This is a genomic window from Bifidobacterium phasiani (assembly GCF_019331775.1).
Lineage (GTDB): Bacteria > Actinomycetota > Actinomycetes > Actinomycetales > Bifidobacteriaceae > Bifidobacterium > Bifidobacterium phasiani.
On the sequence record NZ_JAHBBD010000007.1, the window covers coordinates 44,552 to 65,569 of the forward strand.

General features: G+C 70.1%; 14 protein-coding genes. 6 read left to right on the forward strand and 8 right to left on the reverse strand.

Going from position 1 to position 21,018, the window contains the following annotated elements:
- Window positions 1-47 precede the first annotated feature (47 nt).
- The 3 genes from KIH73_RS04350 to rfbA are packed head-to-tail and all read right to left on the reverse strand — an operon-like array spanning window position 48 to window position 3,450.
- Window positions 48-1,523 (reverse strand): sugar nucleotide-binding protein, encoded by a 1,476-nt coding sequence (locus KIH73_RS04350; protein WP_219080975.1) that lies wholly within the window; start codon window positions 1,521-1,523, stop codon window positions 48-50.
- Window positions 1,524-1,531: 8 nt separating this feature from the next.
- Window positions 1,532-2,551, reverse strand: coding sequence for a dTDP-glucose 4,6-dehydratase (gene rfbB, locus KIH73_RS04355; protein WP_219080977.1), 1,020 nt, complete (start codon window positions 2,549-2,551; stop codon window positions 1,532-1,534).
- A 2-nt stretch (window positions 2,552-2,553) separates the two neighbouring features.
- A complete protein-coding gene (gene rfbA / locus KIH73_RS04360) occupies window positions 2,554-3,450 on the reverse strand; it encodes a glucose-1-phosphate thymidylyltransferase RfbA (protein ID WP_219080979.1) in 897 nt (298 codons plus the stop codon).
- A gap of 1,003 nt (window positions 3,451-4,453) precedes the next feature.
- On the opposite strand from rfbA, the gene KIH73_RS04365 reads away from it, so the two are divergent.
- Window positions 4,454-4,933, forward strand: coding sequence for a hypothetical protein (locus tag KIH73_RS04365; RefSeq protein WP_219080981.1), 480 nt, complete (start codon window positions 4,454-4,456; stop codon window positions 4,931-4,933).
- A gap of 516 nt (window positions 4,934-5,449) precedes the next feature.
- Here the strand turns inward: KIH73_RS04365 and KIH73_RS04370 are convergent.
- The 5 genes from KIH73_RS04370 to KIH73_RS04390 all read right to left on the reverse strand — a co-directional run bounded on the left by KIH73_RS04370 (window position 5,450) and on the right by KIH73_RS04390 (window position 15,434).
- The gene (locus KIH73_RS04370) at window positions 5,450-6,679 is read right to left on the reverse strand and encodes an endonuclease/exonuclease/phosphatase family protein (protein WP_338023953.1); all 1,230 of its coding nucleotides are present in this window, start codon (window positions 6,677-6,679) and stop codon (window positions 5,450-5,452) included.
- Window positions 6,680-6,935: 256 nt separating this feature from the next.
- A complete protein-coding gene (locus KIH73_RS04375) occupies window positions 6,936-7,544 on the reverse strand; it encodes an arsenate reductase/protein-tyrosine-phosphatase family protein (RefSeq protein WP_219080985.1) in 609 nt (202 codons plus the stop codon).
- Between the two features lie 135 nt (window positions 7,545-7,679).
- Window positions 7,680-10,904: a hypothetical protein gene (locus KIH73_RS04380; RefSeq protein WP_219080987.1), complete on the reverse strand. Its 3,225-nt coding sequence runs from the start codon at window positions 10,902-10,904 to the stop codon at window positions 7,680-7,682.
- 1 nt (window position 10,905) lies between these two features.
- Complete coding sequence (locus KIH73_RS04385; RefSeq protein WP_219080990.1) at window positions 10,906-11,556, reverse strand: hypothetical protein; 651 nt, start codon at window positions 11,554-11,556, stop codon at window positions 10,906-10,908.
- Between the two features lie 17 nt (window positions 11,557-11,573).
- Window positions 11,574-15,434 carry an NACHT domain-containing protein gene (locus tag KIH73_RS04390; RefSeq protein WP_219080992.1) on the reverse strand — a complete coding sequence of 1,287 codons (3,861 nt, stop codon included), beginning with the start codon at window positions 15,432-15,434 and terminating at the stop codon, window positions 11,574-11,576.
- Between the two features lie 290 nt (window positions 15,435-15,724).
- On the opposite strand from KIH73_RS04390, the gene KIH73_RS04395 reads away from it, so the two are divergent.
- From KIH73_RS04395 to KIH73_RS04415, 5 genes are all read left to right on the forward strand, one after another.
- Entirely contained in the window at window positions 15,725-16,468 is a 744-nt protein-coding gene (locus KIH73_RS04395) for a vWA domain-containing protein (protein WP_219080994.1), read from the forward strand.
- A gap of 242 nt (window positions 16,469-16,710) precedes the next feature.
- Window positions 16,711-16,911, forward strand: a complete 201-nt coding sequence (locus KIH73_RS04400; protein ID WP_219080996.1) for a hypothetical protein — start codon at window positions 16,711-16,713, stop codon at window positions 16,909-16,911.
- A 347-nt stretch (window positions 16,912-17,258) separates the two neighbouring features.
- On the forward strand, window positions 17,259-18,230 hold the full coding sequence (locus KIH73_RS04405; RefSeq protein ID WP_219080998.1) for a protein phosphatase 2C domain-containing protein: 972 nt from the start codon (window positions 17,259-17,261) through the stop codon (window positions 18,228-18,230).
- A complete protein-coding gene (locus KIH73_RS04410) occupies window positions 18,227-19,246 on the forward strand; it encodes a hypothetical protein (RefSeq protein WP_219081000.1) in 1,020 nt (339 codons plus the stop codon). The genes KIH73_RS04405 and KIH73_RS04410 overlap by 4 nt, the downstream gene beginning before the upstream one ends.
- Entirely contained in the window at window positions 19,243-20,853 is a 1,611-nt protein-coding gene (locus KIH73_RS04415; RefSeq protein ID WP_219081002.1) for a hypothetical protein, read from the forward strand. The genes KIH73_RS04410 and KIH73_RS04415 overlap by 4 nt, the downstream gene beginning before the upstream one ends.
- The last annotated feature ends 165 nt before the right edge of the window (window positions 20,854-21,018 follow it).

The following is a 21,018-nucleotide window of genomic DNA, read 5'->3' on the forward strand; positions in this document are numbered from 1 at the left end:
TGCCAGCACACGACCTCTTTCCCGTATGCGGTCACACAATCCCCAACTCATGCTGTCGCTCCTTTTTCGATGTAGGCTTTCAACGATTCGCGCCAGTCGGCGGGCTGGTAGCCGGTGGTTTCGATCTTGTTGAGGTCGAGGGTGCTGTACGCAGGCCGGGGCGCGATGGGGCCGGCGGCGCTCGCGTAGTACTCGCCGGTAGACACGGGCCTGACCTTGTCCCCGTTGCCGTTGGCCAGGTCGAACACCATCCGGGCGATCTCGCACCAAGAGGCGGGCTCGCCCGAACCGGTCAGGTCGTACGTGCCGTACGGCGCCGGGGCGGTCGGCTCCATATCGCCCTGCCGGTAGCCCAGCAGATGGAGGATCGCGCGCGCCATGTCCGAGGTGAACGTGAGCCTGCCGACCTGGTCGTCGACCACCGTCGCCTGGGAAAGCTGGTCATCCGGGTCCGCGACCCGATCCGACAGGGCCTTCATCGTCCGCACGAAGTTATGCCCCTCGCCGATCACCCAGCTGGAACGCAGGATGTAATGACGCGGGCAGCCGGCCACCGCCAGGTCGCCCGCCGCCTTCGATTGCCCGTACACGCCCAGCGGGCCGAACGGCTCCGACTCGTCGTGCGTCTCCCGCGTCCCATCGAACACATAATCGCTCGACACGTGCACGAGCGTGATGTTATGCTCCGCGCAGACGCGGGCGAGCAGCGCCGGCCCGGTCGCGTTCGCCTTCCACGCCGCCACACGCCCCTCGTCGGTCTCGGCCTTGTCCACGGCCGTGTACGCGCCGCAGTTGATGACGGTGCCGTACAGACTCCAGTCAAATTGGCCGTACTGCCCGGGATCGGACATGTCGAACGTGTCGATGTCGCAGTAGTCGAACCCGGGCAGCCCCAGCTCGTCCGCCAGCGCGTGGACGGCGCGGCCGAGCTGCCCGTTGCAGCCGGTGACCAGCGTGCGCCGCGGGGCCATCGGCAGCGCGTCCTTGAGCATCGGGTGGTGCCTGTCCGCCTCGGACAGCTCGCACTCGTCAAGCGGGATCGGCCACTCGATACCCAAATCCGGGTCGGCGAGGTTCACGAACGTGTACGTCCTCTTCAGCTCCGCGCTCCAATGCGCGTTGACCAGATACGTGTACGCGGTGCCGTCCTCCAACGCCTGGAAGCTGTTGCCCACACCACGCGGGATGTAGATCGCCTTCGACGGGTCCAGCACCGTCGTGAACACCTGGCCGAAGCTGCTTCCGGGCCGCAGATCCACCCACGCGCCGAACACTGAACCCGTCGCCACGGAAATGAACTTGTCCCACGGCTCCGCATGAATCCCGCGCGTCACACCACGCTTCGCATTGAACGAGATGTTGTTCTGCACCGGACCGAAATCCGGCAGACCCAACGCCGTCATCTTCGCGCGCTGCCAGTTCTCCTTGAACCAACCACGATTATCCCCATGCACGCTCAGATCGAACACCAGCACACCGGGAATATTCGTCTCCGAAACCCTCAGATCCTTCTCAAAATCCATGACGCGCCTCACTGTCCCTGCTCGGCGTACTTCCGTTCGGTGGCGGCCTTCGCCGGACGCCACCACGCCTCGTTGTCCGTGTACCAGCGGATCGTGTCCTCCAAACCGGACGCGAAATCCGTGTGCTTGGGCATCCAGCCCAGCTCCGTGCGCAGCTTCGTCGCGTCGATCGCGTACCGGCGGTCATGACCCGGACGGTCCTTGACCCAGTCGAAATCATCCTCCGACCTGCCCATCGCAACTAGAATCGCGCGCAGCACATCGATGTTCGACCGCTCCCCGTCCGCGCCGATCAGATACGTCTCCCCGATACGGCCCCTGGTCAGGATCATCCACACCGCGGAACTGTGGTCCTCGGTGTGGATCCAGTCGCGCACGTTCCGGCCGTCACCATACAGCTTCGGGCGCACGCCCGTCAGGATGTTCGTGATCTGACGCGGGATGAACTTCTCCACATGCTGAAACGGACCATAATTGTTGCTGCAATTCGAAATCGTGGTCCTCAGGCCGTAGGTGCGCGTCCAGGCGCGCACCAGCAGATCCGACGCCGCCTTCGTCGACGAATACGGCGACGAGGGATGATACGGGGTGGACTCCGTGAACCTGGCCGGATCATCCAACGCCAGGTCGCCATACACCTCATCCGTGGAAATGTGGTGATACCGGACCCCATACTTGCGGGTCGCCTCCAGCAGGCGGAACGTGCCCTCCACATTCGTACGCAGGAACGGCTCCGGATCCGCAATCGAATTGTCGTTATGCGACTCCGCCGCATAATGCACGATCGCATCATGACCAGGCACAATACGATCCAGCAATTCAGCGTCGCAGATGTCGCCCACCACCAGCTCCACACGATCCGACGGCAGGCCCGCGATATTCTCGACATTGCCCGCATACGTCAGCTTATCCAACACCGTCACATGCACGTCCGGATGGTTGTCGACCACGTAATGCACGAAATTCGAACCGATGAACCCACAACCACCAGTCACAATAATGTTCCGGGGCTCGAACACCTCACCCATCGCTACCGCTCCTCCTTCACGATTCCGCCTTCGGCGACGTTGCGCAGATGCCTGCCATACAGCGACTTGCCGTACCGTTCGGCCGCGTCCAGCAGCTCGTCCACGCCGACCCAGCCGTTCTCGTACGCGATCTCCTCCGGCACGCACACCGGCAGATCCTGGCTGCGCTCGACCGACCGCACGAACTCGCCCGCCTCGTACAGGCTCTCCATCGTGCCCGTGTCCAGCCACGCGAACCCGCGTCCCAACGTGATGACCGACAGGCTGCCGTCATCCAGATACATCTGGTTCAGCGAGGTGATCTCCAGCTCTCCACGCGCCGACGGCCTCACCCGCTTTGCGTACTCGCACACGCGCGAATCGTAGAAATACAGGCCCGTCACCACGTACGAGCTCTTCGGCTGCGCCGGCTTCTCCTCGATCGACACCGCGTTGCCGGCCTCGTCGAACTCCACCACGCCGAACCGCTCCGGATCGTCCACGTGATAGCCGAACACCGTCGCCCGGCCCTCACGCTCCGCGCGCTCCACCGCCGCGCGCAGACGCTTCTTCAGCCCGTTGCCGTAGAAGATGTTGTCGCCCAGCACCAGCGCGCACGCGTCGCCGCCGATGAATTCCTCGCCGATGACGAACGCCTGCGCCAGGCCGTCCGGCGACGGCTGCACCGCATACGACAGGCTCACCCCGTACTGCGAGCCGTCCCCCAGCAGCCGCTCGAAATTCGGCAGATCCGACGGCGTCGAGATGATCAGGATGTCCCGGATCCCCGCCATCATCAGCACCGACAACGGGTAGTAGATCATCGGCTTGTCATACACCGGCAGCAGCTGCTTGCTCGTCACCGACGTCAGCGGATACAGCCGCGTGCCCGACCCGCCGGCAAGAACGATACCCTTCATCAGACATTCCCCTCCAGGCCCGACCGCGCCTACAGTTGCGCGTCCCGACGGCCCACCACAGAAGGAACATAACGGCGCTTATCAGACGAACATACGCACATCAAGGCCCTTCTTTCCTTCGATTCATACGCTTGGTTCAGTATACATACCCCCCAGGTCATACGGGGTACCCCGTAGGGCAGTCCCTCATGTTGCCCCCGGCAACAAGCCGGCATACCCACTCACGTTAATCACAGCGTTCACAGTAAGGGGGAATGGCGTCGCTTCCAGCCGCTTTACTTTTCACTGCTTTCTCACAAACCGGCCGGCATTGGGCTGCAATTCAGCGCATACCCTCGTATGCCTGCGCCTGACTTCGATGCCCTCGTCACCCCATGCCTTTCACCGGAAGACCGCCCCGCGCCTACGCCGCCGCGGACGACGTGGCGCTTAGGACGAGGAACCACACGAGAACAACACGACAGCGATCGGCCGCACGGAATACCGGTATTGGGTGGTACGCGAGCACAGGAGGGCCATGTTGTCGGCTATGTGTAGCGGATATGAGGGCCTGCGGACATCCATCTGCATTACGTGCGGTCACTTTGCCGGGATACCGGCGATAGATCCGGCGCAATACCGCCATCCATACCCGGCGCATCGCGTATACCCAACCTCACGTAAGGCAATTCGATGTCCGCAGCGCGCCGAATCTACCGCACGTAATGCAACTACGCCTCAGATTCCCGACACATACGACGGCGCGTATGTCATAATCGCCATATTCGACGCAAACCCGAGCAAAAATACTGGTCGACCACACAAACGTCACCACTATCGGCAAACAACATCACATTAATTCGAGTTATTTCATTCAGGCAATACCACCGGCAATTGCATCACATATCAATCTAGCGCATAATATTTATTGTCTTATTGCCGAATCATTGCTTCAGCAATTTGCCCAATACGCGCCATATAATTCAACACATAACACCCATCCAAATATCGAAAGGAATTGCACATGGCTTCCCTGCAGGGTTTTCATGAGATTTCGCTGGCCGCACCCGCCAGCAAGGCCGTCATGACCATCACCAGCGCCGCGATCCGCTTCAACAAGGCCACCGCCGCCGAGCTCGGCTACCCCTCGCACGTGCGCGTGCTCGTCAACGAATCCGCCAAGCAGGTCGCAATCCAGGCCTGCTCCGCGGACGAGGAGAACGCCATCAAGTTCAGCAAGCCTGCCGACAAGCAGACCGGCTCCGTCAGCATCAAGGCCCCGGCCGTGCTCGTCACCATCTGCTCGTTCTTCGAGCTGCACAACCCCTCCGAGGACGAGATCGACTACCGCTCCATCCAGGGCGTCAGCCAGCCGGACGACAAGGCCATCATCTTCGACATCAACGACGCCAAGGCCGGCACGATGAAGAAGCGTGGCCGCCGCAAGGCCTCGGAGGTTCCCGCCGCGAACGAGAACGAGGGCGAAGCGAATCAAGGCGAGTAATGACGAAACGCGGCGGTATCCCGTCGTGGAATCGCAACGCACAATCATCCGGGGTGATCGCGTTTCCGGCGCGGTCGCCCCGAAATATTACCGGCCAGGCACAAATCATCCGGCATTGCACAACAGATAAAAAATGCCACCCTGGTGTGCATCCAAGAGAGGCAATGGTGGCTTTTACCGAAGACAAATCTACCAGAAAAGTCGTTTCTCCACCAGTGGTACCGCTTCATGGATTAGACCATAACAAGCACACACCGCATAACGAATTATGTAGCCACCATGTCAACGCGGCAAGCCCCCACTGCGACGATGACCTTAACCAATGGACCCAATAACGGACCGCAAAATCACGCACCCTCATGTTCGAAAAATCGAACATTCCATTTTGTTCGATTATCCGAACAAAAGGAACCCCATCAATCAATCGAACAGCCACAGCATCAAGTAAACGTGGCCATTCCGCCCAGCGCCAATAACCAATTCAGACAACTTGCCGGAATCGTCAGTGCGCCCGCGCTACTCCCCCGGCACCTCCAGCGTGCCCAGCAGCGCCTTGTGGTCCGAGCCGGCGATCGACACGGTATCCAGATCCCCGACGACCACGCCCCTGTCGTGCACGATGTGGTCGATCTCCACGGCCGCGGGCACCGGGATCACGCCGAACAGCGTCTTGTTCGCGGGGTACGTCATGTGGAACCACTCCCCCGCGTTCTCGCCCGAGTCCACGAACCGGTCGCCCAGCAGGTAGCGGAAGCTCGCATGGTCCCAGGTCGCGTTGAAGTCGCCCATCAGCACGAAGGTGTGCTCGTCGCCGCGCAGCTGGCTGATCGCGCCCAGCCCGCGGTCCCACAGCCCCTGGTTGCTGGGGCGCGGCGAGAACGGATGCACCGAGCCGAACCTGATCGCAGTGCCGCCGAAGTCGATCGACGCGGCCGGGATGCTGGACGCCTCGATCGGGATCAGGTCGCCGGTCGCGTCGCTCATCGGCGCGGCGCTCCACAGCCCGTTCACGCCGCCGTTGTCGTTCGCCGCCGGCGAGGCGACCGTCGCATACGGCAGCACCTCCCGGATGCCGGCCGCGTTCAGCCGGTCGACCAGATCCGCGCTGACCTCCTGCAACGCCAGCACCTCCACATGCTCGTCGCGCACGGTCCGCACGATCTGCTCCGCGTCGGCGCAGCCGTTCTTGGTGTTGAGCGTCATGATCCGGGCGTAGCGGTCGGTGGTGTCGACCTGCGCGGACTGCACCGCGGCGCGCGCGGCCGGCGACAGCGCCTCGCGCGGATACAGGTAGCCGACATGCCAGCACAGCTGGACCAGCAGGCACACGACGCTGACGACGGCGAGCGCCCGCTTGCGGATCGCCAGCGCGATGGCGAGCACGATGGCCGACAGCACGGCCATCCACGGCACGAACGCGACCGCGATCGGGATGTATCGGCGGCCGTCGAGCCAGTTCGGGGTCATCCGCAGCACCATCACGGCGAGGATGACGAGCGTGGCCAGCCACAGCAGCGCCGTCAGCGCGCGGACCGCCCGGTTGTACGGCGCCGGCGTGCGGCGCGGCGCGGCGGCCGGGACGTGCGCGGGCGCGGACGCGGCGTCGGAACCGGAGCCGACGGCGTCGGTGTCGGGGAACTCGGACACCCCGCCGCCGCGCGCATGCGAGCGCGGACGCGGGCGCGCGCCGTCGTCGTCCGGTTCCTCGAACTCGGACAGGAAGCGGTCAAAATCGTCGTACACCACAACCCCCTCACCATGGTTCGGGGTCATTCTTGCACACCGGCATGGGGAAGCGCCGCAAGCCGGGCCGCGCCGGAACGCATCCGAACAGAATCCGCATAAACGGGCGGGCTGGCGACTGACGTACGGCCGTCACACAGACGCCCGCTTGGACCGCGACACACTGCCTCCGTATCCGTGACGGCCAATAGCCGATTGGAACCGACTCGCCACGCACGACACCGCGGCGGCCGCGCCTCCGACCGTCCGCCCCGCGCCCTCACCAGGCGGAGGCGAAGTCCTGCCGGGTGATCTGCTGGCGCACCGGCGCCGCGTCCACGCGGTAGTGCTTGCGCATGCTGGTCAGCATCGTGCGGATGGCCTGGTTCGTCTGGTCGGCGGCCTTGCGGAACTTGGCGAACTCCTTGCCATGCGGGTCCTCGATGTCGCCCGGGGCGGGCAGCATCGGGCGGATCATCGACGAGGCGTCGATGACGGACCGGAGGCGCTCCTGGATCGTCAGGCCCTTGACCAGGCCGTTCTTGGCGCAGTACTCGCACATGTTGGCGAAGTCGTTGAGCAGGAACGTGTAGCGCACCGCGGCCGGCGCGAGCGTGACGATGTCCTTGCGCTGGCTCGCCTCGAAGCACAGGATCAGGTCGGACTCCTCGGCCATCTGCCGGGTCAGGCGGCGGGAGCGGAAGCCGCTGGAGTTGATGCCGACGCTGTCCATCAGACGCGCGCTGGACGGGTCGATCTGGTGCATCGGCAGGCCGCGCGTGCCGGCGCTGGACACCCGCACCGTCGTGTTCGCCAGGTACCGGGCAAGCAGCAGCTCGCCCATCGGGGAACGGCAGATGTTGCCAGTGCAGACGAACATGATGTGCATACGGCGACTCCTTGGTCATGCGAACCGACACCACTGCGTATCGGCGCACTGCGTCGTCGGGTTCCGTTTAGGGGCTTGTTCCATATTACCGGGGTCGGGGGAAGTTGTCAGCCCGGCGGCACGCCTACAGGCCCGTCACATCCCTGCGCCCGGCACGCCGGCGGCGTCCGCGGCATCCGCGGCGTCCGCCATATCGGTCGCGTCGTCGGCTTCCGTCGGGCGGATGGCGTCCGGCGCATTCCGCGGGCATGACGCCGCCGCTTCCGCCGCGTCCGCAGCCGCCGCGTCCGTCACGTCCGTGCTGCATTCGAGACGCTGGAACGCCGCGCACAGCATCCGCTCGTCGGCGCCGATCCGGCGGAACGGCATCGTCGCCAGCATCCGGTCGCGCTCGGATTCGGGGATGAACCCCAGATAGTAGCCGACGACCAGGCAGTACATGCGCAGCTTGCCCGACGGACCTGTCCCATCGGCGCCGCGCCCCAGGCACGCCTGCCACACCGCGCGCACGCGGTCGAGCGTTTCGGACGACTGCGGAGCGCCACCGCCCGGTACCGCGGCCGCACCCGTCGACGGCTCGCCCGCCGACGCCGCGTCGGCCTGCGCGTACAGCGCGCTGGCCAACACGCTCATCGCCGCCAGCGCGGCCGTCGGTTCGACAACGACGCCGTCGGCCACGCGCAGACCGGCGAGCCGGTTGCAGGCGCCCGCGAGCACGGCGTCCAGCCGCCCAGGGTCGGCCGCGAACATGCCGCGCAGCACCAGCTGCCGGAACGGGCCGGCGGCGGCCGCATACAGCGCGCGCGACCACGGATCGGGCGCGGCGTCATCCTCACCGTCGCCACTGCCGCCGACCGCCAGCGCCGCGAGCACGGCGTCCACGTAGCGGGCGTCCGTCAGACACGCCCGCACCACGGCGCGCGGCATCCGATACGGCAGGTCGATGCCCTCGCGCGCGCTCCACGCCGCCAAATCGATCAGATGGATCGCGTGCAGCCGTCGGCCCCAGCCGCCCAGCCCAGCACCCGCGCCGCCATCGCTCTCCGCGCCGCCGACGCCCCCGGCACCACCATCGCACCCGTCGGCGTCCACATCGCGCAGCGCCCGCCGCAGCTCGTCGGCGACCTCCGCCGCCGCTCCGTCCCCGTCGCGCGCGACCAGCTCCATCCACACGGCGTTCTGCACCTCCGCCAGGTCGGCCGCGTCGCCGCTGCGCCCGTACCGCGCGCAGGCGTCGGCGAAGCACGCCTCCGCCATGCGCCGCAGCGCCCGCAGGTTGCCGGGCACCAGCCGGGCCTCGCGGCGCACCGCCTCGATGGTCCGCGGCTGGCGGCGGCCGGTCAGCCCGTGCAGAAAGAAGTCCCGCCACATCGCCAACCAGCGCCCGGACAGGTTCATGTCGCATTCCAGCGACAGCTCGACCAGCGCGGGCGCGACGAGCCGGCCGTCGCGGCGCTCGGCCTCGTCGAACCCGTTGCGCCGGCGGCCGTCTCCGGCGGTCAGCGCCCGGTAGCAGGCCTCGAGCAGCAGCCGGGCCTGCCCCTCGCGCTGCTGGGATTTGACGCCGAGCATCATGCGCAGCACGTATCGCACCAGCGTGAGCCATTGCTCGGACGACAGGTCGTTGGTGAGCATCGCGACGACGTCGACGGGCACCGCGGCGCCGTCGCCGGTCTCGTACGTCGCGTCGACCACGGCCTTGGCGAGGAAGCACAGCGAGAACGGCGACAGCACCGTGCGTTCGCGGTACAGCGCGGTCCGGGGCAGCTCCTGCAGGCGGCAGTCGAGGTAGCGCGGGAACGGCCGGCGTTCCGGGGTTCCGGCCGGCTCGTCGGCGGCCTGCGCCCAACGTTCGGCCTCGGTGCGGCAGGCGCGCCACCGGCGGCCGAAGCCGGGCGCGCCGGACGGTCCGGCGGCGTTGTCGGCGCGGTAGCCGTGCAGCAGCCGCGTCACCGCGGCGTACAGCTCACGCCGTTCCCCGCCGCGCAGCAGCCGCGCGTCCATCGCCTCGACGAACTCGTACAGGTCGTCGACGTAGACGCCGTCGCACAGCAGCGACGCGAACGTGAGCAGGATGTCGCCGCCCGCCGCCGCGGCCGCGCGACGTTCGGCGCGGCTCGCCCCGTCGTCCGGGCCCGGGGCCGCGTCCGCTCCGCCGTCCGCACGGCCGGCGCCGTCGACGGCGGTCATGCGGTTCGCCGCGGCGGCACCGCCGGCAGACCCGCCGTCCGTATCAGGCCCGGCCGTGGCGGCGGCCGACGGCATGAGGTCGAACTGACGCACCAGATAGTCGAGTTCGTGGCGGAATCCGTCACTGACCCCGCCCATGCCGAACCACTGCCACCACACGTCGGCGAAGCGGTCCAGCGCCGTGGCGTCGGCGATCGGCTCCAGCGCCAGCACCCGCGCATCCGCGTGTTCCATGCCCGGGAACCCGCCGCGCCGGATACGGTCGACCAGATCGCGGCCCACGTCGGCGGCGCCGTCGGGCCGGTCCACCAGGATGATCAGATTCTTGAAGCCCTCGCGGTATGCCATCGTCCACTGCATCATGCCGAACGCGGTCGCCAGGGACAGCACCCGCGCATTGCGTCCGGTGCAGTCCACGATGCAGACCGAGCAGTCCCGCGTGGCGGACGCCTCGATGTCGTCGAGGTCGGCGGGCTGCAGCGGCGCGTCCGCCAGCGTGCGGGCCGAGCGGGCCAGCAGGTCGGCGTCGACGACCCACCGTCCGCTGCCCTCGCGGCACAGCGCCTCGCCGGTGACGTACAGCACGGGTTCGGTCTCGGGGTCGGCCGGCGGCGGGGCGAGCCGCAGCGGCGCGAAGAACCTCCGGCGCAGGCGCGCCAGATCGGCCGCGTCCAGGTCGGCGTCCGGTTCGGCGCACAGCAGCGACACCAGCGACTGCCGGAGGAACGGCACCATCGCGGACAGCGAGTCGGGGAACTCCACGACCGTGCAGCTGCGGCGCGGTTCCCGCGTCGGCTCGCCGGCGGACGGAACGGACCCGTCGGCGAGCGCGGCCGGCCCGGCGCCCCCTGCGCGCGGAACGCCGATCGACGCAGGCGCATGCGGCACCCCGGCGTGCGGCGCATCGTCGCCGGGCAGGGCGGAGGCCGGCATGGCGCCGATGAGGTCGGCGATGGCCGAGAGACGGGCGGCCTGGTCAGCGGACAAGGTACCGCGGGGGCGCGCCCCGGCGGCGGGCGACTGCGGAACCAGCGCGACGGGGAAGCGGATGTCGGGGTCGGGGAACCAGCGGACCGTGGCGTCGCGGGCCAGGCGGCGGGCGGCGCGTGGACGCGCGATCTCGGGTATGCCGACGGCCAGGCGGCGGTAGAGCTGCGACAGTCGCGTCATGTCAGTCCCATTCGGCCATATGCTGGCTGGCTATATGCTGGCTGTCCGTATGCCGCCCAGCCGTATGCCGTCCGCCCTCCTGCTGCCCGTTCGCCCGCCGTTCGAGCAGCGCGCGCGCCTGCGGCAGCCATTCCAGGAACCGCGCGACCTCGTCGTCGCCAAGCTCGCCCTCCGCGTACGCCCGGAGCCGGCCGTAGTGGCGCAGGCCGACGTGCGCGGCCATGCGCAGCAGCTCGCAGAACAGCTCCAGCGGGAACTCGTCCTGCGGGCGGAAGGGGACCACGCAACCGCAGATGATCTCGCCGTCGTCGGCGAGCCGCGGCGCCACGAAGCGCGCGTCATACGCCTGCGCGCACACGTACGCCTGCGCGAACGGCAGCGTGTCGGCGGGGATCTCGAACGGGTAGATCACGCGGATCTGCACACTGTGCACGTCGGGCTCGTACACCACGCGGATCGTGGCGGCGTCGGCGCCGTTGCGCACGGCGTACTGCATCATCCACGGCTCGTCGCCCTCGTCGTCGCTGGCGAACACGCGACGGTATTCGGCCTTGACGCGCCGCTTGATGGCGGTCCAGACCTCGCGGGCGCGGGCGGAGTCGGCGTCGGGGGCCGCGACGGGCTGCGGGGAGTCTGCGTATGCGGTGGTCATGGCACTCCTTGGTCGCGTCATCGGATGATCATGCCGTCATAATAGGACGGCCCGTCGTAGGGAAAGTCCGGGGAATCGGGCGGGTCGCCGCCGTAGGGGCCGACGGCGCCGGGGTCGCTTCCGTAGCGGCCGCCGGCATAGGAGCCGCCGTGGGGGTCGCCGTACGGACCGTTGCCATAGACGCCGCGATCGTACGGGGCATCGCCGTAGGAACCGCCGCCGTACGGGGCGCCGAACGCCGACGTGCCGGAAGATGCGCCGATCGTCGTGCCCGGACCGGACGCGCCGGTGCCGATCGCGGCGTCGAGCACGCCGAATCCGGTGGCGGGACCGGGCGCGCCGAGCCTGGTGGCGATTCCCGGAGTACCGACGCCCGTAATCGGGTCGGGCACGCCGGTAATCCCGCCGCCCGCAACGCCGATGCCGCCGGCCCCGGCCGCCGTGGTCCCGACGCCACCCGCCACGGCTCCGACGCCGCCGACACCGACGCCCGCGCCGCGCGCCGCGAGGACGAGGAAGCGGTCGAGCCCTGCCCGCCAGGTGCGCACCGGCTCGGGCTGGCGCACCGGGCCGCCAAAGTCGAACACCGGCATGAGCCGCAGCACCTGCTGGGCGTTCGCCGCGCCCACCACGCCGGACGTGTGCCGGTAGTCGTCGCGCGCGAACGCGGAGAACACCACATGCCGGTAGAACCCGCGCAGGGCCGAGCTGTCGCCGACGGCCACCTCGATGCGCTGGAACACGCACAGCGCCGCGACGACCACGGCCACGCTCTCGTGCCCGTTGCCGGCCAGGAAGCGGTCGACGACCGCGGGGTCGGCGCCGCCGTCGAGCTGCCGGCACAGCCAGATCGCGGCGAAGTACGCCTTGATGCCCTCGTACTCGAAGCGGATCGTGTCGGCGCTTTCGCGGAAGATGCCGCAGCGCGAGATCGTGCGGTCGAGCGCCTCCTCGGACTGCGCGCGGTCGCCGCCGTCCTGCTCGCGGTACCGGTTGAACAGCTCAAGGAAGCGCGGGCGCATGAACTCGCCCTGTCCGTTCGCCGCGCGGCATTCGGCGCCGTCGGCGAAGCGCATGCGGTCGGCCACGATCGCGTCGTAGGCGAGGTGCGCGATGGCGACGCGGTCGCAGCTTGGGATCGCTCCGCCGGTTTTGGGCAGGATGCGCTCGATGTTGGCCAGGCACTGATTGGCCAGCGTGCCGCCGGACGCGTCGGCGCCCGGCTTCTTGAGCTCCTCCACGATCGCGGCGAGCATGCCGGGGTTGCCCATGAGCGCGTCGAAGCCGGGCGTGCGGCGGATCGCGTCGAAGCCCGCGGCGGCGGTGCCGCCGTACGCGTCGTTGAGGATGGAGAACAGCCGGCGCTGCCGCGTCTCGTCGAACGGCGCGAACTCGGCGCGCGGGCCCTCGCCGCACAGCCGGTCGACGGCCGCCTCCTCCGCGCCGCCCAGCGAACGGCTGGTGATGACGTAGCGGCCGACGGCGTAGTCGCCGCTGGCGATCAGCCGCGACAGCGAGTCGAGGAAGTGCCCGCGGCATCGGAAGGGGATCTCGTCCACCGAGTCGATGAGCACGAGCGCGTCCGGCCGTTTGAGCAGCGCGCGGAAGCGGGCGACGCCGGTCAGTTCGGCGGGCGGCGGCGCGGCGGGTGGCGTGGTGGGCGACGCAGCAGACGGTGTGACGGGCACCGCGGCAGACGGCGTGGCGCGCGACGCAGCAGACGGTGCGGCGGACGGCGCATCGGGTGACGCGGCGAACCCGTCGAAGGCGTCGAAGACGTCCAGGCCGTGCCGGGCGGCGGCGTGCCGGCCGCGGTCGGCGTACATGCGCGTCTTCATCTCGTCGGGCAGACGGGAGTACAGGAAGTCCACGAAGTCGTCCGGCGCCAGCGGCCCCTCGCGCAGCGGCTCGAACGAGCGGTACCACTCGCTTTCGCGCTCCCCCGCCTCGGCGGCGTTGGCCGCGTACGGCACGTCGCGCTGGGCGACGACCACGGGTATCAGTCCGCCGGACTCGATCGCCCGCCAGCGGACGGCGTCCACCTGCTCGGCCATGTAGCGCACGAATCCCGAACGCACCGGGCTGCGGTTGCGCGAGGAGCGGTACTCGTTCGGCAGCAGCTCGCCCAGCGCGTAGGCCAGGCCGCGCACGAACGTGCTTTTGCCCATGCCGGCGTTCGCGCGGATGAACAGGCCGCGGCGGGCGGGCTCACCGGCGCGCAGCGAGTCGGCGAGCCAGGCCACCGGGTTCGCGCCCACGAACGCGGGGTACACGAAGCCGGTGTCGTAGGTCGGCGCGTCGTCGTTGCCGTCCGGACGACGCATCGGAATGGTCCGCCCCCACTCGGCGACGCCGTCAAGATAGTCCGGCAGGTATGCCGGCACCGCGTCGGCGTCGGCATCGGCCATGCCGGCGCAGTCGGCGAGCGCGCGGCCGAAGCCGTGGCCGTCGCCTCCCGACGGCGAGCGGTCGAGGTACAGCCGCACCATCGCCTGCGCGACCAGGGCCGCGAGCGCGAGCGCGTCGCCGGACAGCGGCAGGTCTTCCGGGCGTTCGCCGGCGTCGAACACGTCCGTCGCCGAGCACAGCGCCTCGCGCAGCGCACGGCACGCGGTCGCCGGGTCGTCGCGGTACTGCACGCGCGACAGCCAGGCGGCCGCCGCGTACGGAAAGCACAGCGCGTAGTCGAGATAGTTGCCCCGGCCGATGTAGCGGGCCTTGGCGTCGTCGCGGAGCCGCTCGCCCACGTCCGCCTTCCACGCCTCGGCCTCGTCGGCGTACGGGAACGGGAAGATATCGCGGTCGCCGGGCAGCAGCCGCAGGCCGCCGATCGGGCGCAGGCGCAGGATCAGCTCGTGGTGCGGGCCGATGCCGCGCACGCCGTAGAACCGGCGGCGGGCGACGCCGTCCGGCGAGGCAGCCGCCGCGGCGCGCGCCTCGTCCCACTGCGACAGACCATAGAACGCCAGTCCCTCGCACGGGCGGTACGACACGAGCGGGTCGGCGTGCAGCAGCGCCTGCGCGCTGGCGTAGTAGCCGGAGGGTTGGGTGGCGGCGGGAGTCGTGGTACTTGCGGCGCTGGCGGTATCGGCGGCGCCGGCGGCGTGACCCGAGGCGGCATCGGAGCCGGCGGGGGCGGCGATGCCGATGGCCGGCGGCTCGTAGCGGCAGTCGACCGCGGAGTATTCGGCGATGCGCGGCTCGCGGGTGGCGGGCGCGGCGGCGCCGGCCGGAGCGGCGGCGCCTGTCAGCGGGGCGATGCCGGAGGCGGTCGAAGCGGAGACGCCGGGGATGTTGTGCGACAGCCCGGCGACGATGCGGGCGCGTTCGGCGCTGTCGAACCGGTTGAGCACCTGCCAGAACCAGGCGTCGAAATCGCCGGCGCCATATGACGACCATGCGTGGTTGTAGGAGGCGGCGGAGTGGTCGTCGCCGGGCGTCGCGCCGAACGGGACCGCGGCCGGGGAGCCGTCGGCGAAGCACGGGCCGATCATGCGTTCCAGCAGCATCTGCTGCTTGCTGCGCACATAGCGGTCGCGTGTGCCGTCCGCCTCGCCCGTCGATATGTCCACGTTTCGCGTCGTGTCGTTGGCGGCTTTCGTCTTGGGCGTATCTGCGTCGGCCTGGCGCTCGACATGGCGTATCGGCTGGGATTTCTCCACCTCAGGCGCCTCGCCGCCATCGTAGGGCGCGGCTTCGGCGGTATCGGCCGTTCCGGTCGTCCGGTCCGGTTCGGACCACTGGCGGTGGTGGATGTCGGCGTCGTCGCGGATCGGGCGCAGCAGGGCCGCGACCAGCCGGTAGCCGACCGCCTCGATGTCCCAGTACTGCCCCGCGTCGCCTCGCCGGGCCCGCTTCCGCCGTCCGTCGCCTGCCATGATGGTGCTCCCTCGATCCATGCCCAATTCCTTATACTACGGGCTTCGCGCCACGCCGGCGCACGATGTTCCACCCCCGCGGCGGCACCGGGGAACGTGCGGGGAACACCGTGGGGACACGGCGCGCATCGCCACCCGGAGCACCCCCGGACCCGATGCTGCTTGACTGGCGGCAACGCCGGCGGACCGACCGCCGGCAGGTCCGAACCAAGCCGGGCGCGACCGGACGCCACCAAGCGCAACCGGGCATAACCGGACGCACCCGAGCACGACCAGACAAGGAGCACGCCATGGGATCCACGCTGTACGACATCACGTTCTCGCCGTTCCTCATCATCCAGGACACCTCGCCGTCCATGCTGCGCGGCGACGAGGAGACCTGCCCGCTGCGCATCGCCGAGCGGATCGTCCCCAACCTCGCGAGGATCGGCCGCGAGTTCCCGACCGTGGATCAGTCCACCCGCGTGGGGCTCATCGAGTTCAACACGGACGCCCACGTACTGCTGCCGATCGGCGCCTCCGGCCTGCTCTCCCAGCTTGAGGAGCGCGACGTGAAGTTCACCGCGGACGGCAGCACGCACTACGGCGCCGCGTTCCGCGCGGCCCGCACCGAGCTGGAGCAGCTGCCCGGGCGCCTGCAGCGGCACGAGCGGCTGTCGGGGCTGAAGGTGGGCATCCACCGCCCGGTCGTCTTCTTCATCACCGACGGCAACCCCAATGACGACGACGAGGAGCGCGACGAGCAGTGGCGCCGCCTGACCGACCCGGCCTTCCGCTTCGCGCCGCATTTCATCACCTGCGGCGTCGGCGACGTGGCCCCGGACAAGATCGCCAAGTACCGCAACCGCCGCGGCAGCGTGCTCATCGCGCGCGACCCGAAGGACGTCGCCGCGTCCATCGTCGACCTGGTCGAGCTGATGAACGGCACGATCATCGGGCTCGGCACCGGCATGGACGACGAGCAGGCGCCGATCATCGACGAAAGCGCGATCCCCGAATCCTTCGACGTGCTCGACTACGACGTGCTGTCCTGACGCCGTCGCCGGCCCGCCGCCGACGGCCCTCAACCCAACCCCACGACACCGGGGGCAACGTTCCTTCGCCGTTCCGCGCGAGGTGCTGCTGCCCCCCAACGACACCGGGAGCAACGACATGATCGAACCTTGGATGGGCGCCATCCTCGCCATCGCGCCGGCCGCGGCCGGGCTGCTGATCGCGGTCGCGCTGTCCGCGGCCGCCTCGGCCGTCCAGCGTCGGCGGCGGGCCGACGGCGCCGATGACGCTGATAACGCTGATGATGTTAATGATGCTGCTGATGCTGCTGGCAGAGATAGCGGCAGCGCTGACGACGGCAGCGCTGATGGCGGCAACGAACGCGACGGCCTCTCGCCCCGCGCACAATGTGTACAAGGTTCACGACCCTCCAATGGCGAAATACCGGGCATCGGGGACGGCTCCCAGCATGCACATTGTGTAGAGGGTGTGGAAGGCGCACAGCCGTCGCCCTTGTCGCCGCCCGCTCCCCCGGCCTTCCCGCCGCGTTCGAAGGCCGTGACCGAGCGTCGGCGCACCACGGCGATGACCGGCGGCACACGGCCCCCGGACCGCACCGCCATCAGTCGCGTCGTCACCGCCGCCCCCACAACGGCAAACGCGACGACGGACCGCGACGCGACGGATCCGGCCGGCGAACCGTCACCGAACGGGCTACCGTACCAGCCCGCCGCCGCACCGAACCAGCCCACCGCACCGAACCAATCTGCCGCACCCCGCCAATCCACCGCACCGCAACCATCGCCCGCCGCCGCACCCCGCCCGCGCTGGGTGCGCCCCGCGGCGCCCCAGATCACCACCGTCGGCACCGGCGACCGCGCCGGCACGGACCGCATCGCCACACCCGGCGCGGCGGCCGACCATGCGACGGATGACGCGCTGCCGCACCGCCGCGCGGTCAACGAGCGGCAGGCGGCGACCAGCGGCCCGGCGGTCGCGCTCGACATCGTCGAACACCACGGCGTGACCGCCGCCTACGCCTCGCTGCGCGGCCTCGCGCACGAGGACTTCGGCCGCCCGCGGCAGGACGCGGCCGGCCTGCTGCGCGCCGGCCGCCACATCATCGCGACGGTGGCGGACGGCGCCTCCCAGGCGCGGCTTTCGCACATCGGCGCCTCGGTGGTCTGCCGCTCGGCCACGGCCGCGGTACGCGACCAACTGCGCGGCGGGGCGACCCCGGAGTCGCTCGACTGGCAGGCCGTCACCGCCGTGACGCGCGACGCGCTGCGCCGTCAGGCCGCACGGCTGCTCGGCGCGCCGGCCCGCGAAACCGGCGCATCGCACCCCGGACCGGACGACTCCACCTACGCGGCCCTGCTCGGCACGACCGCCGAGGTGCTCGTCGTCGACGCCGAAGCCGAGACGCCCACGTTCGTGCGGGCCACGCTCGCCGGCGACGGCTACGCGTTCCTGCTCGACGCCGACCACGGCGTCCTGCCGCTCGGCACCACCAAGGGCGACGAGTCGGGCCTCGCGACCAGCGCGATCCGCCCGCTGCCCGCCGACCCGGGCGCCGGCTACCCGCGCATCGTCGCCGGCACGATCGGCCGCGGCGGCCAGGCGCTGATGCTCACCACCGACGGCATCGGCGACGACATGGCCGACGGTTCCACGCCGACCGCGGGCTACCTGCTGCGGCGCCTGTCGCGGCCGGTCGCCCCGCACGAGCTGCTGCGCGCGGCCTCGTATCTGAAGTTCCAATCGCACGACGACCGGACGGTGGTGATGGTATGGGCGCAATGACATTGCGGCAGCTCGCCCGCACGAATCCCGACGACCTGACCCGGCTCAGCCGCGGCGCGCAGGCCACGGTGTACCTGCTGCCCGAGTCGATGCGGGTCGACGGGCACGACCGGCTCGTCTACAAGCGCTACCGGCCCACGCGGACCATGCGCGGCCGCGAGACCGCGACGCTGCTCACGCTGGAGCAGCTGGTCGGCGCCTACCACGGGCTGGGCGCGCGACCAGACGGCGCGCGCATCCGAGGCATGCTCGACCATCACGCCGCCTGGCCGCTGGCGACGGTCGCCGCCGACGACGGCACGGTCGGCGTGGTCGAGCGCCGCGTCGACGCACGCTTCCTCGGCGGCCCGAACGCTCGCGACGCCGAGGTCGCGCACTTGGAACGCTGGGTGCGCGACCCGTCGCAGGACGCGATGCTGGTACGCGACGGACTGCACCCGCTCGGCGACGAGGGCCGCGCCCGCATCGTGACGCAGCTGCTGGCCTACTATTCGCTGGTCCACCGCCTCGGCTTCGTCGTCGGCGACATCAGCCTGCGCAACGTGCTCGCCTACGTGCCGGAGCGGCGCCAGGGCGCGCTGGCGAACGTGGGGTTCATCGAGGTGGACACCTACCGCCGCCAGGGCTGCGGCTGCGGCATCGCGCAGGGCACGACGCCCGGGTTCGACGTGCCGGAGTCGGTTATGTGGCAGCGCCGCGCGGGCCAGGCGCGGCGCGAGGACGAACGGCGGTTCGCGCGGGCGATGGCCACGGTGCAGACCGAACGCACCGACGTCTACAAGGCCGCGCTGCTGGTGCTGCGGCTGTGCTCCTGCGGCGAGCCGTTCCCGTCCACCGTCCGGCGCGTGCGCAGCGCCGCGCAGCGCGCCGCCGTCCGCGCGGCCGGCGGATCCGAGGCGCTGGCCGCACTGCAGGGCGCGCTGGCCGAGGACCCACAGGACCGGCCCACGATGCACGAGCTGTACCACGCGTTCCGCGGCGGCTCGTGCGATGGGAAGAAAGGAGGATCCCGATGACCACCTCGATCACGCTGCTGCTGGTCGACGCGGCGCGGGACGCCGGCGGCACTACGGTGCGCGGCCTGTGCCCGGGCGCGCCGGACGCGTCGCTGTGCGTCATCGCGGCGGTGCAGGGCGACCGGGCGGTCGTGACCTGCCCGGCGCTGCCGCTGCGCGAGGTGGCGGATCGGCCGATCGGCAGGTTCGCGCCCGGCGCGACGGGGGCGCCGTCGTTGTCGTCGCCATTGTCGTCGGGGCCGTCGTCGCGGCCGTCGGCGGCGTCTGCGTCGGCCGCAGCGTCGTCGGCCGGCACAAGGGCACGATCGGCCGTTCCGGACGCCGCCGCCACGATCACCGACGAACTGTGGATGGCCCGCGCCGTGCTCGATGCTGCGGACGCGCCCGTCACCGTCTACGACCACGCCGGCGTCGGCGCGGACGTCCGCCGCGTACTCGACGCGATGCCGCACCTGACGTTCCGCGAGACGGCGGCATCGCGGGCGGCCGGGCGGGCGGCCGCGAGCTTTGCAGGCGCTGGCGACGCGGCGGATACGACGCTCGGAACCGAGGAGATGTTCGCCGACGTGTTCCGGCGCGTGTTCGGCGGCGCGGCGGATGCGGACGATCACCGCGCCGGACCTGCCGGCGGCCGGGGCGCCGCCGGGCAGGCCGCCGGGTCGGCCGCCGACCGCCGGCCGGGGCTGGACGACGCGCAGAGCACGTACCTCTTGGTCGCCACGGCGAGCGCGCTGAGCCTTGCCGTGCTCGCCATGCTGTGGGTGGTCGCCGTGTTCGGCGGATGGCTCTGGTTCCTGCCCGAACCGCTGCTCGCGATCGCCGAATGGGCCGTCGCGGCGCAGGCCACGCCGCTCGGTGTCGCGCAGATCGCGCTGATCGTCGCGCACCTGCTGCTTGCGCCCAAGGCCGCGCACGACACCTCGGACGGGCTGATTCTGATCGCGCTGGTCGACACGTTGACCGCGCTCGCGCTGCTCGGCGCCCCGGCCGACGCCTCCGACGCGCGGCAGTGGATCATGGCCGTGCTGATGGCCGCGCTGGCGGCGTTCACCGCCTACGGCATGCATGACATGCAGGACGCGCCGTGGCGCACGCCGTTCCGCCACGTGGGCGGCGACACGACCGCGCTGGACGCGCCGTCCGGGCCGGGCGGCATGGTCGCGCCGGCACTGGCGGTCATGGTTTGCGCGACCGGCGTCGTGCCGATCGCCGTGGCCCGGTATCTGGGCGCCGCGTTCCTCGGCATGCCGTTGCGCGCCGACGGAGGCGCGACGCTGATCGAGGCCGCGCTGGCCGTGCCGGGGCTGGCGGCGTGGATCGTCGGTGCGGTGGTCGTGGTCGGCGCGTGGCTGCTCGCCCGCATCCGGGCGCCGCGGCTGCTGTGCGCCTGCACGATGGTCGTCTGGCTGGTCGCCGCGGCGTGGGTCTCCCCGATGGGGGCGACGCTGGCGGAGGCCTGCGAGGCGACGCTCGCGCCGGTGATCGGCCCGGTAATCGCCCCGGTGGCCGAGCCGGTGACGGCGTGGTTCGGCGAGGTCGTCGCGTGGATCGGCGACCTGGTCGTCCGCGCGGCCGAGGCGATCGCCCGCGTGACCGCGGGGTTCTAGGCGAGGCCGTCGGCCAGACGCACCGCACGGCCAGCCGCGCCGCAGAGCCGGCCACGCCGCGGGACCAGACGCAGGACCGGCCGCAGGACGAGCCGCGCCGCAGAGCCGACGCCCGGCCGCGCTTCCACCCACCGCCCCATATGCCCACCCATCCATCGAAAGGAA

Excerpts from the sequence above, each read along its gene's own strand:
- KIH73_RS04375 (WP_219080985.1), bottom strand. The coding sequence starts at position 7,544 with ATGCACATCATGTTCGTCTGCACTGGCAACATCTGCCGTTCCCCGATG.
- KIH73_RS04400 (WP_219080996.1), top strand. The coding sequence starts at position 16,711 with ATGACGCTGATAACGCTGATGATGTTAATGATGCTGCTGATGCTGCTG.
- KIH73_RS04395 (WP_219080994.1), top strand. The coding sequence starts at position 15,725 with ATGGGATCCACGCTGTACGACATCACGTTCTCGCCGTTCCTCATCATC.
- KIH73_RS04350 (WP_219080975.1), bottom strand. The coding sequence starts at position 1,523 with ATGGATTTTGAGAAGGATCTGAGGGTTTCGGAGACGAATATTCCCGGT.
- KIH73_RS04415 (WP_219081002.1), top strand. The coding sequence starts at position 19,243 with ATGACCACCTCGATCACGCTGCTGCTGGTCGACGCGGCGCGGGACGCC.
- rfbA (WP_219080979.1), bottom strand. The coding sequence starts at position 3,450 with ATGAAGGGTATCGTTCTTGCCGGCGGGTCGGGCACGCGGCTGTATCCG.
- KIH73_RS04410 (WP_219081000.1), top strand. The coding sequence starts at position 18,227 with ATGACATTGCGGCAGCTCGCCCGCACGAATCCCGACGACCTGACCCGG.
- rfbB (WP_219080977.1), bottom strand. The coding sequence starts at position 2,551 with ATGGGTGAGGTGTTCGAGCCCCGGAACATTATTGTGACTGGTGGTTGT.
- KIH73_RS04390 (WP_219080992.1), bottom strand. The coding sequence starts at position 15,434 with ATGGCAGGCGACGGACGGCGGAAGCGGGCCCGGCGAGGCGACGCGGGG.
- KIH73_RS04365 (WP_219080981.1), top strand. The coding sequence starts at position 4,454 with ATGGCTTCCCTGCAGGGTTTTCATGAGATTTCGCTGGCCGCACCCGCC.
- KIH73_RS04385 (WP_219080990.1), bottom strand. The coding sequence starts at position 11,556 with ATGACCACCGCATACGCAGACTCCCCGCAGCCCGTCGCGGCCCCCGAC.
- KIH73_RS04380 (WP_219080987.1), bottom strand. The coding sequence starts at position 10,904 with ATGACGCGACTGTCGCAGCTCTACCGCCGCCTGGCCGTCGGCATACCC.